The sequence below is a fragment of the Candidatus Planktophila sp. genome (assembly GCF_040402275.1).
Classification (GTDB): domain Bacteria; phylum Actinomycetota; class Actinomycetes; order Nanopelagicales; family Nanopelagicaceae; genus Planktophila.
The window spans coordinates 74,357-91,797 of record NZ_JBBAMW010000004.1 but is presented as its reverse complement, the minus strand read 5'-3'; the positions used below and the strand labels follow the sequence as shown (position 1 = coordinate 91,797).

At 46.3% G+C, this 17,441-nt stretch carries 16 protein-coding genes and 1 tRNA gene; all 17 read right to left on the bottom strand.

What is annotated here, in order from left to right:
- Positions 1 to 49 precede the first annotated feature (49 nt).
- On the bottom strand, positions 50 to 1,180 hold the full coding sequence (locus tag AC9UEY_RS02065) for a branched-chain amino acid ABC transporter substrate-binding protein (protein WP_509537083.1): 1,131 nt from the start codon (positions 1,178 to 1,180) through the stop codon (positions 50 to 52).
- 155 nt (positions 1,181 to 1,335) lie between these two features.
- The gene (locus AC9UEY_RS02060) at positions 1,336 to 1,911 is read right to left on the bottom strand and encodes an ANTAR domain-containing response regulator (protein ID WP_509537080.1); all 576 of its coding nucleotides are present in this window, start codon (positions 1,909 to 1,911) and stop codon (positions 1,336 to 1,338) included.
- 34 nt (positions 1,912 to 1,945) lie between these two features.
- Positions 1,946 to 2,018, bottom strand: a tRNA-Leu gene (locus tag AC9UEY_RS02055).
- Positions 2,019 to 2,034: 16 nt separating this feature from the next.
- On the bottom strand, positions 2,035 to 3,474 hold the full coding sequence (pyk, locus tag AC9UEY_RS02050) for a pyruvate kinase (protein WP_509537077.1): 1,440 nt from the start codon (positions 3,472 to 3,474) through the stop codon (positions 2,035 to 2,037).
- A 9-nt stretch (positions 3,475 to 3,483) separates the two neighbouring features.
- Positions 3,484 to 4,938: a glutamate synthase subunit beta gene (locus AC9UEY_RS02045; protein ID WP_509537074.1), complete on the bottom strand. Its 1,455-nt coding sequence runs from the start codon at positions 4,936 to 4,938 to the stop codon at positions 3,484 to 3,486.
- Entirely contained in the window at positions 4,931 to 9,448 is a 4,518-nt protein-coding gene (gene gltB / locus AC9UEY_RS02040) for a glutamate synthase large subunit (RefSeq protein ID WP_509537072.1), read from the bottom strand. Before gltB ends, AC9UEY_RS02045 begins: the two co-directional genes overlap by 8 nt.
- A 115-nt stretch (positions 9,449 to 9,563) precedes the next feature.
- Complete coding sequence (locus AC9UEY_RS02035) at positions 9,564 to 10,271, bottom strand: VIT1/CCC1 transporter family protein (RefSeq protein WP_509537069.1); 708 nt, start codon at positions 10,269 to 10,271, stop codon at positions 9,564 to 9,566.
- Between the two features lie 20 nt (positions 10,272 to 10,291).
- Entirely contained in the window at positions 10,292 to 11,098 is an 807-nt protein-coding gene (gene lgt, locus AC9UEY_RS02030) for a prolipoprotein diacylglyceryl transferase (protein ID WP_509537066.1), read from the bottom strand.
- 3 nt (positions 11,099 to 11,101) lie between these two features.
- Positions 11,102 to 11,809, bottom strand: coding sequence for a DsbA family protein (locus AC9UEY_RS02025; RefSeq protein WP_509537063.1), 708 nt, complete (start codon positions 11,807 to 11,809; stop codon positions 11,102 to 11,104).
- 2 nt (positions 11,810 to 11,811) lie between these two features.
- On the bottom strand, positions 11,812 to 12,300 hold the full coding sequence (locus AC9UEY_RS02020; protein WP_509537060.1) for a MauE/DoxX family redox-associated membrane protein: 489 nt from the start codon (positions 12,298 to 12,300) through the stop codon (positions 11,812 to 11,814).
- Positions 12,297 to 13,097: a tryptophan synthase subunit alpha gene (trpA, locus tag AC9UEY_RS02015; RefSeq protein ID WP_509537057.1), complete on the bottom strand. Its 801-nt coding sequence runs from the start codon at positions 13,095 to 13,097 to the stop codon at positions 12,297 to 12,299. Before trpA ends, AC9UEY_RS02020 begins: the two co-directional genes overlap by 4 nt.
- Positions 13,097 to 14,278, bottom strand: coding sequence for a tryptophan synthase subunit beta (gene trpB, locus AC9UEY_RS02010; protein ID WP_509537054.1), 1,182 nt, complete (start codon positions 14,276 to 14,278; stop codon positions 13,097 to 13,099). The genes trpA and trpB overlap by 1 nt, the downstream gene beginning before the upstream one ends.
- Entirely contained in the window at positions 14,275 to 15,054 is a 780-nt protein-coding gene (trpC, locus tag AC9UEY_RS02005) for an indole-3-glycerol phosphate synthase TrpC (protein ID WP_509537051.1), read from the bottom strand. Before trpC ends, trpB begins: the two co-directional genes overlap by 4 nt.
- The gene (locus tag AC9UEY_RS02000; protein WP_509537048.1) at positions 15,051 to 15,221 is read right to left on the bottom strand and encodes a hypothetical protein; all 171 of its coding nucleotides are present in this window, start codon (positions 15,219 to 15,221) and stop codon (positions 15,051 to 15,053) included. The genes trpC and AC9UEY_RS02000 overlap by 4 nt, the downstream gene beginning before the upstream one ends.
- A complete protein-coding gene (locus AC9UEY_RS01995; RefSeq protein WP_509537045.1) occupies positions 15,214 to 16,704 on the bottom strand; it encodes an anthranilate synthase component I in 1,491 nt (496 codons plus the stop codon). Before AC9UEY_RS01995 ends, AC9UEY_RS02000 begins: the two co-directional genes overlap by 8 nt.
- Entirely contained in the window at positions 16,705 to 17,046 is a 342-nt protein-coding gene (gene hisI / locus AC9UEY_RS01990) for a phosphoribosyl-AMP cyclohydrolase (RefSeq protein WP_509537042.1), read from the bottom strand.
- Positions 17,047 to 17,060: 14 nt separating this feature from the next.
- Positions 17,061 to 17,441, bottom strand: a 381-nt coding sequence (locus AC9UEY_RS01985; protein ID WP_509537040.1) for a HisA/HisF-related TIM barrel protein, incomplete at its 5' end; no start/stop codon positions are given.

Genomic DNA, 17,441 nt, shown 5'->3' with positions numbered 1-17,441 from the left:
GGGTTTCCCCACCCACTCTGACCGTACTTACAACTTTCGCCGAAGCGAATTATGCCTTGATTGCTCCAAGAAGAACGATCTTTCCGTTCTTGATTACGAAGCCGTTTACATCTGCACCAGATACTTCTCCGTCAGCATCAAACTTAAGTGTCTTTGAAAGACCCTTTGATGACTTAGTTGAGACGTACTTGTTGATTGATGCACGATCTGAGTTTCCAGCCTTGATTGCCTCAAGGAAGAAGTTAGCTGCATCGTATGACTCTGTTGTGTAAACACCAGGAACCATACCCATCTTTACCATTTCCGCAGCAAGCTTTGGAGATGCTGTTTCCATTGGGATAGCTGGTGCTGAAAGTAGAGCACCTTCTGCAGCCTTACGTGCAAGCTTTACGAACTGGTTGTCAAGAGTTCCGTCGCCTGAAGCGAAGACAATCTTCGAACCTGAGTCACGTAGCTGCTTTACGAATACTGCTGCCTGTGAGAAGTAACCTGAGTAGATCACTGCTGTTGCCTTTGACTTCTTGATCTTCGCAATTGTTGCTGTGAAGTCAGTTGTTCCGTTTGGAGTTACATCCTTACCGACAACGCGGCCTGCAAGTGTGATGTCTACAGTCTTCTGAAGACCAACTGCGTAGTCTGATGCATCGTTAACTAGGAACACTGCTGCGTTCTTAACCTTTGATGTAACCAAACGTGCTAGAGCTGGACCCTGGTAATCATCTGTCAACACTGCACGGTGGAAGATTGACTTTCCGAAAGTTGGAAGTGTTGGGTTTGTTGCTGAAGGTGTGATGATTGGTAGACCTGCTGATAGGTACACAGGTAGTGAAACCTTTGATGCGCCTGAGTAAGCAGGACCAACTAGTGCAACTACGCACTCTTCAGCTGCAACCTTAGGTGCGATTGGACCAGCAACTGCTGGATCTCCCTGGTCATCTACTTCGTAAACAACTGGATCAATATTTGCTGACTTGTTAGCTGCAAGGAACTTGCTTAGTGCGAACTTAACACCGTTAAGCTCGTTGATTCCTAGTGCTGCTTCTGGTCCTGTTAGTGGACCTTGGTATGCAATCTTTAGCTTGCCTGAGCAAGCAGCTGATGCTGACGGAGCAAATGCAACAAATGATGATGTTGCGATAGCTACAGCAGCTACAACCGCGAGAACGCGATTCTTCTTCATATGTAGTGCCTTTCCTGTTCTTGTGTCCCGGGACAGGGAGACCGAAAGAGTAATGGAGTAGGTAAGGGTTAGACAAGACAGAATCCCGCGTGAATTGTCTCGGTTTCGTTATAAAGTGGGATTTTTGGTATCAAACAATGAGACGGGTAGAAGGCTTACTTATCTGGCACCGCATTGGGATTTATGACCGCCTCGGCCACATCCTTCATCGAAAGTCGTCGATCCATAGCAGCTCTTTGAATCCATGAAAATGCTTCTGGCTCTGAAAGATTAAGGGCTTTCATCAAAATACCCTTTGCGCGATCAATTAATTTTCGAGTTTCAAGTCGGTCATGAAGATCTGCAACTTCATCAGCTAACGATCTCATTTGCAGATGCCTACTGATTGCAATTTCAATGGCTGGCATCAAGTCTCCGATCGTGAAGGGCTTAACGACATAGGCCATTACCCCTGCATCGCGGGCACGATCCACCAGCTCTTTTTGTGAAAAAGCGGTGAGCATTAAAACTGGTGCAATTTGAATAATTCTTTCTGCGGCTGTTATCCCATCAAGGATTGGCATCTTCACATCAAGAATTGCAAGATCTGGTTTATGTTCTATTGCAAGATCAATTGCTTCTTGTCCATTTGTCGCTTGAGCAACGACCTCATATCCGGCACCTTGTAACATTTCAACAAGGTCCATCCGAATTAAGGCTTCATCTTCTGCCACAAGGATGCGAACACTCATGTTCAATTCATCCCTTCACGCATTACTTCTAGAGTGCCCCGAGTCGGACTTGAACCGACACTGTGCAGTGTTTGAGACTGCCCTCTCTACCGTTGGAGTACCGAGGCTTTCTTTTGGGCAATCTTAGCGGTAAGCGGCAACCACTCCACCAACAGCATCTCCTACGCGGTGAACGCGCATTGCATTGGTTGAGCCAGGAATTCCTGGAGGTGAGCCTGCAACAATTATGACGTTTTCACCGATTTTGGCACGAGCTGATTCAATAAGAAGAGTATCTGCCTGCTTCACCATTTCATCGGTGTGCTTCACCATCGGAGTGATTTCTGGTTCTACTCCCCATGACAATGCAAGACGGTTATAAGTTCCGACCTCTGGAGTGAAGGCAAGGATTGGAATAGGTGAACGCAAACGAGCCATTCGACGGGCAGAATCTCCAGATTGAGTAAAGGTTACTAAGTACTTTGCACCAACAATTGAGCCAACTTCAGCAGCAGCGCGAGTAATAGCCCCACCCTTTGTCTTGGGCGTTGTGCGCAGTGGGCGAATCATTTCAAATCCGCCTTCTTCTGTGCGAGCAATTATGCGTGCCATTGTTGCAACAGCTTCAATTGCAAAAGCTCCAACAGATGTTTCACCTGAAAGCATCAACGCATCTGCGCCATCTAGAACAGCATTTGCACAATCTGTTGCTTCAGCCCTTGTCGGTGATGAGTTTGTAATCATTGAATCAAGCATCTGAGTTGCAACAATTACTGGCTTAGCTGCCTCACGCGCAAGTTCGATGCAACGCTTCTGAACTAGTGGGACATCTTCGATTGGCAGCTCAACACCTAGATCACCACGAGCAACCATGATGCCATCAAAGGCGGCAACGATCTCTTCAAGATTTTCAACGGCCTGAGGCTTTTCAATCTTTGCAATAACTGGAACTCGAAATCCGACCTCATCCATGATTGCGTGTACATCATCAACATCGGCAGCATTTCGAACAAATGAAAGTGCGATGAAATCTGCACCAGCACGAAGTCCCCAACGAAGATCGTCCTTATCTTTTTCAGAAAGTGCTGGCACAGAGACAGCAACACCCGGCAAGTTAATACCCTTGTTGTTACTGACAGCTCCTGGCTGAATAACTTTTGTAACTACATCGTTTCCTTTTACTTCAACAACTTCTACAGTTACTTTTCCATCATCAATCAGGATGCGATCTCCTGGCTTGCAATCTCCAGGCAAACCTTTGTAGGTAGTTCCAACACGATCTTTAGTTCCTTCAACTTCATCAACGGTGATTGTAAAAATATCCCCACGCTCTAATTCATGTGGACCATTTGCAAATCGAGCCAGACGAATCTTTGGGCCTTGAAGGTCAACAAGAATTGCAACAGGTGTTCCGGCTTCCTTTGCTGCCGCGCGTACGCGATCTAGACGTGTTTGATGCTCCTCATATCCGCCATGTGAAAGGTTGAGTCGAGCCATATTCATGCCTGCCTCGATGAGCTCCTTAACTTTCTCAGGAGATTCAACTGCTGGACCCATCGTGCAAACAATCTTGGCTCTACGCATGCACCAACCTTAAACCATCAGCGGACGGTCAGTTGGCGCAATCGGCACGGGAAGTTGTGTGCGACCCGTGAGATATCTATCAACCTCTGCAGCTGTGCTTCGTCCTTCAGCTATTGCCCACACGATCAATGATTGACCGCGTCCAGCATCGCCTGCAACAAACACACCTTCTTCTGTTGATTGGAAATTCTTATCGCGCTTAATCATGCCGCGATCATCTAGCTCTACTTCAAGTTGTGTAAGCAATGGAGATTTTTCTGGTCCCGTAAAGCCCAAAGCCATGAAAAGAAAATCGCACTTGATTTCCTTATCTGATCCTGAAACTGGAACAAATTTTCCATCCTTAAACTCTGTTTCAACAATCTTTATTGCGCGAAGATTTCCATTCTCATCGCCCAAGAACTCTTCGGTGCTAACAGCAAACACTCGGTTGTCATTTTCTTCATGGGCACTTGAAACACGATAAATCATTGGGTATGTCGGCCAAGGCTGTCCTTCTGGTCGCTCCTCTGTTGGACGAGGCATGATTTCAAGTTGAGTAATACTTGCCGCACCTTGGCGAATAGAAGTGCCCAAACAATCTGCGCCAGTATCGCCGCCACCAAGAATGACAACATGCTTACCAGCAACATTGATGTCTGGATTTTCAACCTCACCCAGTGCTTGCTTATTACCCCATGGCAAGAACTCCATAGCTTGATAAATACCTTTGTACTCACGACCTTTAATAGGAAGATCTCTCCATTGCGTTGCACCAACTGCCAACACAATCGCGTCATACTTCTTACGAAGATCAGAACCAGTTAACGTCACACCAACATCGACACCTGGGCGAAAGCGAGTTCCCTCTTTTTCCATTTGTTCTAAGCGGCGATCAAGTATGTTCTTTTCCATTTTAAACTCTGGGATTCCATAGCGGAGTAGTCCACCAATTTTGTCGGCGCGGTCATAAACAGCAACGGTGTGCCCAGCACGTGTTAACTGCTGCGCCGCAGCAAGTCCTGCAGGTCCTGAACCAATGACTGCAACAGTTTTGCCGGTTAAGCGATCTGGTGCCATTGGCTTCACATTGCCAGCCTCAAATGCTTCTTCAATTGTGCGCAGCTCAATCTGTTTGATAGTTACTGCGTCACGATTTATTGCAACAACACACGCTGTCTCACATGGCGCCGGACACAGACGTCCAGTGAACTCTGGGAAGTTGTTAGTTGCATGTAAGCGATCAACAGCTTCTTCTTTATCGCCACGCCAAATTAACTCATTCCATTCAGGAATTAAGTTACCCAGTGGACATCCGTTATGGCAGAAAGGAATGCCGCAATCCATGCAACGACCAGCCTGCTTTTGTAGATGTTCAAAACTTTGTGCTTCATATACTTCGCGCCAGTCTTGGATGCGAACATCAACAGGCCGACGAGTTGGAACCTCACGAGGAGTTGTCATAAATCCCTTTGGATCAACCATTAGTTGCAACCTCCATCACTAGTGCATCTGCTGGCAGACCTTCGCGGACTGCTCGTTCCATTGCTGCCAGTACACGTGCGTAGTCACGAGGCATGATTAACGAGATACGGCCGACACTGCTTTGCCAATCCTTGAGCAGCGCAGAAGCAATCTCAGATCCTGTTTCGGCAAAGAAAGAAGATATGTGTGACTTAAGAATCTCTTTTTGATCATCCGGCACAGCCAAGACATCAACCATGTCAGCATTCACATGTGCTGTGTCAAGATCTAGAACAAAAGCCCGTCCACCAGACATACCTGCTGCAATATTGCGGCCTGTGCGTCCTAGAACTACAACTGTTCCACCCGTCATGTATTCACAACCATGATCACCAATACCTTCAACGATTGCAAGAGCTCCTGAGTTTCTGACACAGAATCGTTCTCCCACAACACCTCGAATGAAGATATCTCCTGCAGTTGCGCCATAACCAATAACATTTCCAGCAATAACATTATCTTCGGACTTAAATGATGCTTTTTCATCTGGTCGCACAATTACTCGACCACCAGATATTCCCTTACCGACATAGTCATTTGAGTCGCCATACAATCGAATTGTTAGGCCCTTTGGAATAAAGGCACCTAATGATTGACCGGCAGATCCATGCAATGTCACATCGATGGTTCCTTCTGGAAGACCTTCTGCGCCATATTTACGAGTGATCTCGGCGCCAAGCATCGTTCCCACTGTGCGATTAACGTTGCGCACAGGTAAATCAATTCTGACTGCCGCGCCACTCGCAAGTGCTCCTTCAGAAAGCTTGATCAAAGTGTTATCAAGAGCTGCATCTAATCCATGATCTTGCTTGATTGTGCTGTGTAGTGGACTATCAACATCTGGGCGAACCAAAAGTGGCTCAAGGTTTAATCCTGCCGCCTTCCAGTGTTCAACAGCCTTTCGTGTATCAAGAGACTCAACATGGCCGACAGCCTCAAGAAGTGTGCGGAATCCAAGTTGGGCCAAGATTTCGCGCACTTCTTCTGCAATGTATTCAAAGAATGTCTCTACGAACTCAGGCTTACCTGTAAAGTTTTTACGCAGCTCTGGGTTTTGTGTCGCCACTCCAACAGGACAAGTATCCAAATGGCACACGCGCATCATGATGCAACCAGAAACAACGAGTGGCGCGGTTGCAAATCCATACTCTTCCGCACCTAGCAGCGCCGCAATGACAACATCTCGACCAGTTTTTAACTGACCATCAGTTTGAACAACAATGCGATCCCGAAGTCCGTTAAGAAGCAATGTCTGCTGAGTTTCTGCAAGACCTAACTCCCATGGCGCACCTGCGTGCTTGAGAGATGTGAGTGGAGATGCACCAGTTCCGCCGTCATGGCCTGAAATCAAAACAACATCTGCGTGTGCCTTAGACACACCAGCTGCAACTGTTCCGACGCCAACTTCTGCCACCAACTTCACGTGAACACGAGCATTCTTATTCGCATTCTTTAAATCGTGGATCAGCTGTGCAAGATCTTCAATTGAATAAATATCATGATGCGGAGGCGGTGAAATCAAACCAACGCCAGGTGTTGAGTATCGTGCTTTGGCAATCCAGGGATAGACCTTATTACCAGGTAGTTGACCACCTTCACCTGGTTTTGCGCCTTGTGAAATTTTGATCTGAATATCATCGCTATTAACCAAGTAATTACTGTTTACACCAAATCGACCAGATGCAACCTGCTTGATTGCAGAACGCTTCGAATCACCATTTGCCATTGGGAGATAACGCTCTGGCTCTTCTCCACCTTCACCTGTATTGGACTTTCCACCAATACGATTCATTGCAATCGCTAATGTTTCGTGAGCTTCGGCTGAAATAGATCCATATGACATGGCACCTGTAGAAAAGCGCTTAATAATCTCTTGAATTGATTCAACTTCATCAATAGAAATTGGCGGATTAACACCATCTTTGAATTGAAACAATCCCCGAAGCGTCATCAAACGTGTGCTTTGCTCATTAACGCGATCGGTATAGCGCTTAAAAATGTCATAACGCTTATTGCGAGTTGAGTGCTGCAATGTAAACACAGTTTCTGGATCGAATAGGTGTGGTTCACCCTCACGGCGCCACTGGTACTCCCCACCAATAGGAAGACGCTTTGTTCCTGGTACTTCTCCCCCAGGTGGATATGCAATGTGATGGCGAGCAATTGTTTCTTCAGCAATTATGTCGAGTGAAACGCCACCTAGGCGTGAAGTTGTTCCAACAAAGTACTCATCGACTACTTCTTGTGACAAACCAATTGCTTCAAATACCTGAGCACCTGTGTATGAAGCGATTGTGCTGATACCCATCTTGGACATGACCTTGAGAACACCTTTACCAAGACTCTTAATTAGATTCTTAACAGCCTTTTCTGGAGTGATTCCAGTGATGACACCTTGTAGAACTAAATCTTCAGCAGACTCCATAGCAAGGTATGGGTTAACACATGCCGCGCCATATCCAATAAGAAGTGCCACATGGTGAACTTCTCTCACATCGCCAGCTTCAACAACCAGGCCAACCTTGGTACGAGTCTTTTCGCGAATCAAATGATGATGAACTGCAGATGTAAGAAGAAGTGATGGAATTGGTGCGTTCTCTGCATCACCATCGCGATCAGATAGAACAATGATGTGTGCGCCATCGTTAATAGCTTGTGAAACTTCCGCCTTGATCTCATTTAAGCGATCACGCAGTGAATCTCCCCCATCGGCGATGCTGAACAAACCACGAACCACATATGCACTTAAACCTGGATAATCTCCGTCAGCATTAACGTGAATAATCTTTGCAAGTTCATCATTATCGATAACAGGAAATGCCAAAGTAATCTGGCGACAGCTAGCTGGACCTGGATCCAACAAATTGTGCTCAGGACCCATTGAAGTTCCAAGACTTGTTACAAGCTCTTCACGGATTGCGTCCAACGGTGGATTTGTTACCTGTGCAAATAATTGTGAGAAGTAATCAAAAATTAGACGTGGCTTATCGGAAAGGGCTGCAATAGGAGTATCTGTTCCCATCGAACCAAGTGCTTCCATACCGTTTTTCGCCATTGGAGTAACCAGGATGCGCAGATCCTCTTCGGTATATCCAAATGCACGTTGACGACGAACAACAGATGAGTGCGGATAAACAATGTGCTCGCGTGATGGAAGATCGCCGAGCTTAACCATCCCAGCGTGCAACCAATCTTTGTACGGAGCTGCATTTGCTAGTTCATCTTTAATTTCACCATCTTCAATAATTCGGCCCTGCTCAATATCTACTAAAAACATTTTTCCTGGCTGCAAGCGACCCTTGCGTTCAATGTTCTCAGCTGGAATATCAAGAACTCCAACTTCAGATGCAAGAACTACAAGACCATCTTTTGTAACCCAAAAACGTGATGGACGTAGTCCGTTGCGATCTAGTACTGCGCCAACTTGATGCCCATCTGTAAATGTCACACACGCTGGACCATCCCATGGCTCCATCATTGATGCATGGAAGGCGTAGAAGTCACGACGGTTCTGCGGCATCGTTGCATGATTTTCCCACGCTTCTGGAATCATCATTAAAACTGCGTGAGGCAATGAACGTCCGCCCAAGTACAACAGTTCTAGTACTTCATCAAAGGATGCTGAATCTGAACCTGACATTTCAACAATTGGGAAGAGGCGCTTTAGATCTCCTGGAATTAGATCACTGGCTAGAAGTGATTCGCGAGCGCGCATCCAGTTGCGATTTCCCTTAACGGTATTGATTTCACCGTTATGTGCAATAAAGCGATAAGGGTGAGCCAGTGGCCATGAAGGAAAAGTATTTGTGGAAAAACGTGAGTGAACCAATGCAAGAGGAGAGACAACACGCTCATCAGATAGTTCAGGGAAGAACTCTTCTAACTGTCCGGTTGTGAGCATTCCCTTATAGACAATTGTCTGTGATGACAATGAAGAGAAGTACAGATCAAGTGCGTGCTCAGCGCGCTTTCGCAAGCAAAAAGCTAAACGATCAAGTGCGATACCTGTCTCGCCATTCTTGCCGGCAACAAATACTTGATGAAAATCTGGCATTACAGATAATGCTGTCTTTCCCAATGATGCGGGATTAATAGGAACGCCGCGCCATCCAAGGACAGTTAGACCCTCTTCTTCGGCAATCTTTGCGATATCGCCCTTTACATCTGCCCCACGCGCCACAAATGCAATACCTGTTGCATATGCATTAGCTGCTGGAAGTTTGAAGTCAACAACTGCTTGGAAGTAAGCATCTGGGATGCGCATTAAGATTCCTGCGCCATCGCCACTATCTGGTTCTGCACCGGATGCACCACGGTGTTCCATATTGCGAAGAGCTGTCAGCGCTTTGGCAACAATCTCGTGTGTTGCAACCTTGTTAAGGGTGGCAACCATCGCAACACCACAGGCATCATGTTCTTGAGCAGGGTTATAGAGCCCTTGTGCTTCTGGATAATTAGATGCAAGTGCCATGTGCGAAGCTCCTACAGAATGGTCCTACGTGTTGAGGGACATCCTTGGCCCGGGCCTTACTTAGTAGGAAAGCGTAGCAACAAGTAGATAAAAGGGAAGCCTCAAAGAAGGCTGTTTAGATGCCAGAGATATTGGCGATTTGGCCAATTCCGGCGGTGATCGCCATACCTAGGCAGCCGCCAATTAACACGCGGACCGTTGGAGCTAACACCTTTGAACCAGAAATTTTGGCGCTAACCACACCTGTTAAAACCAAGCCACAGAGAGTAAATCCGACAATGCTCCAGGCTTTAGCACCAAGGGTTGGTGCAAATGCTCCTGCAAATGGAATCAAACCACCTGAGGTAAAGGCAATGGCAGAGGCAATCGCAGCCTGAACAGGCCTTGCCTTGGTGTGTGGGTGCTGTCCAAGTTCATCACGTAAATGTGCCTCGAGTGGATCTTTGCGGTGCATTTCTAATGCAACCTGTAAAGCAAGTGCAGGAGTGAGTCCACGATTTATGTAGATGTGCTGTAGCTCCTGTAATTCACCTTCTGGATCTGCAGCAAGATGCTCAATTTCTAACAAGCGATCAGATGCTTCTACATCGTTTTGTGAACGCACTGAAACATATTCGCCAACTGCCATCGACATCGCACCAGCGGTAATTCCTGCAATGCCAGCGGTGACTAAAAAGTCATTCTTGCCAGCTGCTGCAACGCCAACCATTAACGATGCAGTTGATACCAGGCCGTCGTTAGCACCAAGGACTGCAGCACGTAGCCAACCTGCTCGGTGGGTACGGTGTTGCAGATTGCGCTTATAAACCTCTTCGAGTGCCATTTCTATAGCCTACCTGAAGGCTATGCATTCTTTCTTGAGCCACGAGCAAAATAGAGCAAGGAGCCAACTCCAACGATCACACTCACCCAGACATTCACGCGCAATCCAGCAATCGTATTAGCTGAATCAATGCGAATCAATTCGATAAAGAATCTTCCCAAGCAATATGCAAACACATATGCCGCAAATACCTGTCCGGCCTTGAGCGTTTTACCAAATCTCATGAGAGCTACTGCTACAAGCACACACCAGATTGCTTCATATAAAAAGGTTGGGTGAAAGGATTCAAATTCACTATAACCAAATGGGCGATATCTAAATGGAACATCAAGTGCCCACGATGTGTCTAGTGGGCGACCAAATAGTTCTCCATTAAACCAATTACCAATACGCCCGATTGCTTGGGCAAATAAAATCCCAGGAGCTAATGCATCAGCAAAGACTGTAAAAGAAGGCAAGTCGATGCGTTTTTGTAATGATCTATAACGCACATACGCGCCAAACAAACCTAGGGAAATAGCGCCCCAGATACCCAATCCCCCTTGCCAAATTTTTAGCGCATCCAATGGATTTCCCTCTGAACCAAAGTAAGCAGATGGTGAAGAAATCACATGATAGATCCGTCCACCAATAATGCCAACTGGGACTGCAGTGATTGCAACTTCAGAGACTACTGATTTACCATTTTCCGTTTGCACACGAAATCTTTTGTCACCCAACCAAATAGCTATTGCAATACCCGTGATGATGCACAGGGCGTAGTAATGGATTGTTAAAGGACCGATTTCCAACGCCGATTGCGTTGGCGTTGGAAAAGCGATCAACAAGATTTAGGCAGCCTCTACTGCGGCTTTAAACTCATCTACGTTGAAATCTGGACTAATACGCTCCCACAATTTGCCATTAATGAAAACAGTCGGAGTGCCCTTAACGCCAAATTTACTCATCGAGTCATAGTTTGCTTTAACTAATTCAATCTTGGAACCCTTAGTCACACAATCTGCAAACTTTGCTGAGCTTATTCCAATTTTGCTACCGATCGAGACTAATTTTTCATTACTCCAGAAACCGGAGTTTTCAAGTGGAGATTGAACAGCATAAATTGCATGGTGGAAATCTAGATACTGTCCTTCATCAGCGGCGCAAAATGATGCATTTGCGGCGCGAACAGATTCATCTCCTAAGAATGAAAGAACATGGAAGCGAACAGTTGCCTTCTTATCGCGAATCAAGGATTCGATGTATTCACCATTTGCATCTTCAAAGTTCTTACACACCGGACACTGTGGGTCTTCCCAAATATCAATGACCTTAGTTGAACCTGGATTTAAAGCAATTGCTGATCCATTGTCAGTATCAATTGTTGAAGTAATCGCTGGCTTTAGCTTTGTGCCATCTAGGGCAGCAAGCGAGGCATTTTCCTTATTGCTCTGGCTCATTAATGAAAAGACGACACCGGTTACTACAACGAGTGAAACCATTGCGATCACGATCCAACGTGTTGTGTTGTCACCGCTTTTTGCCTGTTGCTTAGTCATTCTTACTCCTCCACCGTTGCCTTTTCAAAGGAAAACTTTCCGTAAGGGAAAAAGTACAGATAAAGAGCACATAGAGCCAAACCTAAATCGCGCATAATTTCTATGAAATAGGTCCTATGAACCTGATCTGCCAAAGAAGGGTCTAATTCGCCTCCTCCGCCGAAGCATCCACAGTCAATTATCAGCCCACGTGCCCATGCTGAGGCAATCGCCCCAATAAAAATGACCATGATCAAACCACCTGCAGTTGCAGCAGGGCGAACCATGATGCCAATAATTAGAAGTAGCGCAATTGCAACTTCTAGCCATGGCAATGCATAGCCGAATAGATGGGCAATGTTTGTCGGCATTAATTTATATGCAGCTACCGCATTTGCTGAATCTGTTGGCTTTGTAACCTTTAATCCCCCAGCCACAAGCAGAACTCCACCCAGTAGTAGACGTGCAAGTAGTGATACATAGGGTTGAAAGCGTGCATTAAAACTCTTCATCGTCCCTCACGTACTCCCAGTGCTAGCTCTTTAGCCAGATGGGAAATCGCATCTAATCCTTCTTGCTCTGTTGGTGCATCGAGTAGCAGCTTTATAAATGCTGAACCAACAATGACTCCATCAGCATATGCGGCCAACGACTTTGCCTGCTCGCGTGTTGAAACACCTAGACCTACCGAAATAGGCAAATCGGTGACTGTGCGAACACGTGCAACTAGTTCACTTGCCGTAGAGGCCACCGAAGTTCTAGTTCCTGTCACACCCATCATGCTTGCCGCATACACAAAGCCACCAGTTTTTGCCGTTACATTCTTTAAGCGCTCATCTTTGGTACTTGGCGCAACGACATAAATTGGATTGATACCAGCCTTCTTAGTCGCTGCAATCCAACCATCTGATTCTTCAATTGTTAGATCAGGAGTAATAACCCCAGACCCCCCATTATCAACAATGGATTGTGCAAACTTTTCAATACCATACTTGGCAATTGGATTCCAATAGGTCATGACAACTGCTGCCACGCCTGTGCTTGATGCGACATTAAGTGCTTCAAACACATCGGCAGCATTTGTTCCCGCCTTAAGTGAAATATCTGCAGCCTCTTGAATAACAGGTCCATCCATTACTGGATCGCTATAAGGAAAACCAATTTCAATTGCATCAACCCCGGCATCTGCCAACGCTTTAATCGCTTTGGCACATCCAGTTTTAGAAGGAAATCCAGCGGGGATATATGCGATGAGTGCTGCGCGATTTTCTGCGCGAACCTTTGCCATTACTGAATCTAATTGGGTCATTACAGTGGAATTCCAAAGTATTCAGCAGCTGTTGATACATCTTTATCTCCGCGGCCAGATAAATTAATCAATAGATTCGCATTTGGTCCAAGCTCTTTACCAATGACCAATGCGCCAGCCAAAGCATGAGCAGTTTCTATCGCAGGAATAATTCCCTCTGTCTTGCACAACAAATCAAATGCTGCCATTGCTGCATCATCATTCACAGCACGATATTCAGCTCTACCAATGTCATGAAGGTAAGCATGCTCAGGACCAACTCCTGGGTAATCAAGACCGGCAGAAATCGAATGCGACTCAACCGTCTGACCATTTGCATCTTGTAAAACGTAAGAACGAGTGCCGTGTAAGACGCCCGGTGATCCACCAGTAATTGTTGCAGCATGGCGTCCTGTTTCAACACCATCACCACCTGCTTCAAGGCCAATTAGTCGAACACCTACATCAGGAATGAATGCATTGAAGATTCCAATTGCATTTGATCCCCCGCCAACGCAAGCAAGAACTGCATCTGGCAGTCTGCCGGTTAGGGCAAGCATTTGCTCCCGGGCTTCATCACCAATAATTTTGTGAAAGTCACGAACCATAGTTGGGAAAGGATGCGGTCCGGCCACTGTGCCTAGCATGTAGTGAGTATCGGCAACGTTAGTGACCCAATCACGCATGGCTTCATTAATTGCATCTTTTAATGTTTTGGATCCAGATGTCACTGGAACAACTTGCGCACCGAGCAACTTCATACGCGCAACATTGAGTGCTTGGCGGCGTGTGTCTTCTTCCCCCATATATACGACGCATTCAAGTCCCATCAATGCTGCAGCTGTTGCAGAAGCAACTCCGTGCTGACCAGCACCAGTTTCAGCGATGATGCGCTTTTTTCCCATGCGCTTTGTTAAAAGGACTTGACCTAAAACATTGTTGATCTTGTGGCTACCAGTGTGATTTAGATCTTCACGCTTGAAAAATATTCGAGCACCACCTGCATGTTCGGCAAATCTCTTTGCTTCGGTGATGATGCTTGGGCGGCCGGTGTAGGTGCGATGAAGCTCGGCAAGCTCGGCGATAAATGCTGGATCCTTTTGCGCCGCATTATGAGCAGCCTCTAACTCTTCAAGAGCGCCAATAAGCGCTTCCGGCACAAAGCGCCCGCCATACTCTCCGAAATGGCCCTCAGTAATCATTGTGCAAGCCTACCGAGCAACTGAGCCATCGCAACATTTGAATTTCCTGAGCGAACCAAGGCCTCTCCTACCAAAATTGCTGTTGCTCCATGCTCTTGGGCAAACTCGACATCTGCTCGAGTGGAGATACCTGATTCAGCAACACGAGCAATGGTGCTCGGTATCTGTGGAATTAGTTGGGCGAAAGCTTGTGCATCAACATCTAGTGTTTTTAAGTTACGTGAATTAACACCAACAATCTCAGGTGATATTTCAAGTGCACTTTCTAACTCGCCAGGTGTATGGACTTCAATCAAAGCTCTCATGCCAAGCTCTTTAGATAAATGAAAATAATCATCAAGTTGATTCTTACTAAGGGCTGCAACAATCAACAAAATCACATCTGCCCCGTGGGCTCTTGCTTCGTAGAACTGGTACTCATCAACCATGAAATCTTTTCTTAAGATCGGCAACTCAACTGCTTTGCGCACCCCATCAAGATCGGCCAAAGTTCCACCAAAACGACGTTGTTCAGTGAGCACGCTAATTACCGCCGCACCTGCTTCTTCATAACTTGCTGCAAGGCCGGCAGGATCTGTGATGGGAGCAAGAGCGCCCTTGCTGGGCGAAGATCTTTTTACTTCAGCAATCACAGAGATATCTTCAGTTAACAACGCAGCTAAACAATCTCTTACAGGTGGTGCTACTTCAATTGCCTCTAGTAGCTGCGACATAGGTAAACGTCTAGCTGCTAAATCCTCGCGCACACCCTCAATAATCGAATCTAGAACGCTCATAGTTTTTGATCCTCAGTTGGGTCTATCCCCTTATCAAGTGCTGACCAAGAGTTGAGAACGCGGGGTGCACGCTCATACCTAGATGAAATCTTAAACTTTCGTGCAAGCAGCAAAACTATTGCCATTACAAAAATTCCAGCAATAGCAATAGGCAAGAGATCACTCATGGCTATCTCCTAAACGATTTGCCGCATGTATTGCTGTTAGAACAGCTGCTGCCTTATTTCTACACTCTTGATTTTCTGACTCAGGATCTGAATCTGCAACTACACCAGCACCTGCTTGCACATATGCGGTGCCTTGATACAACAACGCTGTGCGAATCGCTATGCATGTATCGATATTGCCTGTGAAATCTATGTACCCAACGATACCGCCATAAACGCCGCGGCGCGTGGTCTCTAACTCTTCAATAATTTCCATAGCTCGTGGCTTTGGTGCGCCAGATAGTGTTCCTGCAGGAAAGACTGAGAAGAGCGCATCAACTGGCGTGGCTTTATCTGCCAACTTTCCAACAACTGTAGAGACAATATGCATCACATGTGAATATCGTTCAATGTGCATGAAGTCGACTACTTCAACTGTTCCTGGCGCACATACACGCCCTAAATCATTTCGACCCAAATCAACAAGCATCAAGTGCTCTGCTCGCTCCTTTGGATCGGCCAACAACTCTTCACCTAAACGATGATCCTCTTCTGGATTTGATGAACGCTTACGAGTACCTGCAATCGGATGGATCATCACATCTTTTTGATTGACCTTTACTAATGCTTCAGGACTAGATCCAACGATCTCAATCCCATCCGTAAAACGGAACAAATACATATAAGGCGAGGGATTATTAAGGCGAAGCATGCGATAAACATCGATTGCATCAGCCTGACATGGCATCGCAAAGCGCTGTGACAAAACAACCTGAAACGCTTCTCCTGCAAGGATCTCTTCCTTAACCTTGAGAATGTTCTCTTTAAACTGCTCCCCAGAGATATTGCCCATGTAATCAGGAAGTGAGAAGTCCGGAATAGCTGCAGCCTCTCCAGATAACGGAGTTGAAAGATCTGCTTGCATGCGATCTAAGCGTTGCAAGCAGGATTCATATGCATCATCAATGCGATCATCGCTTCCATCCCAATTTATCGCATTTGCAATCAAGGTGATTGTTCCATCGCTGTGATCAAGCACTGCTAAATCACTTGTTAACATAAATGAAAGTTCTGGCAAGGGAATATCTTTTGTTGTTAAGTCAGGCAACCGCTCTAAGCGTCGCACAACGTCATACCCCATAAAGCCAACTAGCCCACCTGTTAGTGGTGGCAATCCTGCAATCTTGGGTGATTTCAAATGTGCAGCAGAAAGTCGTAACGCTTCAAGTGGATCAATTCCAGTTGGCGCACCAGCAGGTGCCGTTCCCTGCCAATATGCAAGACCATCTTTTTCACTCAGCGTTGCCTCACTGCGCACGCCAATAAATGAATACCGTGACCACGCACCACCATGCTCTGCTGACTCAAGTAGAAATGTGTTGTCAGCGCTCTTGGCTAACTTGCGATAAACGCCAAGTGGAGTCTCGCCATCTGCAAGCAATCGCCTTGAAACTGGAATTACATTTGAAACCTTGGCGTAAGCGCGAAACTCTTCCAGGTTCATTTACTGACCAAGTTCAAGTGGTGTGTGAAAACAGGTGCGATCACCCGTATGGCATGCGACTCCAGTTTGTGTCACCTTTAACAAAAGTGCATCACCGTCACAGTCCAAAGAAACCGAATGCACTTCTTGGAAATGTCCAGATGTTGCACCCTTAACCCACAGCTCATTGCGACTGCGACTCCAATATGTTGCTTTGCCGGTTGAAAGTGTTAAAGCCAGTGACTCTGTATTCATATATGCAAGCATCAAAACTTCATTGCTTGAAACATCCTGAACAATTGCTGGAATCAATGCAGCGGGATCCTTGAGCAGCGCTTCTACTTTAGGATCAATTGTCGTCATGTGCTTATTCTGCCTTAACGAGGCGCCATCGTGCGCACCGGATAATTGTGCTTACCCAGGTATGACTTCACATCGCCTATGCGATGAATACCAAAGTGAAAGACGCTGGCAGCAAGTAGCGCATCTGCGCCTGCATCAAGGGCTGCAGAAAAATCTGCAAGGCTTCCTGCTCCACCACTTGCAATCAATGGAACCTTTGAAACTGCGCGAACTGCAGTAATCATTCCGATGTCATATCCAGCACGAGTACCGTCAGCATCCATTGAGTTGAGAAGAATTTCACCAACACCTAATGCGCAAGCTTTTTCAACCCACGCCAATGCATCTAGTCCAGCACTTTCACGGCCACCATGTGTTGTGACTTCAAAACCAGAATTAGTGCGTGCACGTCTTGC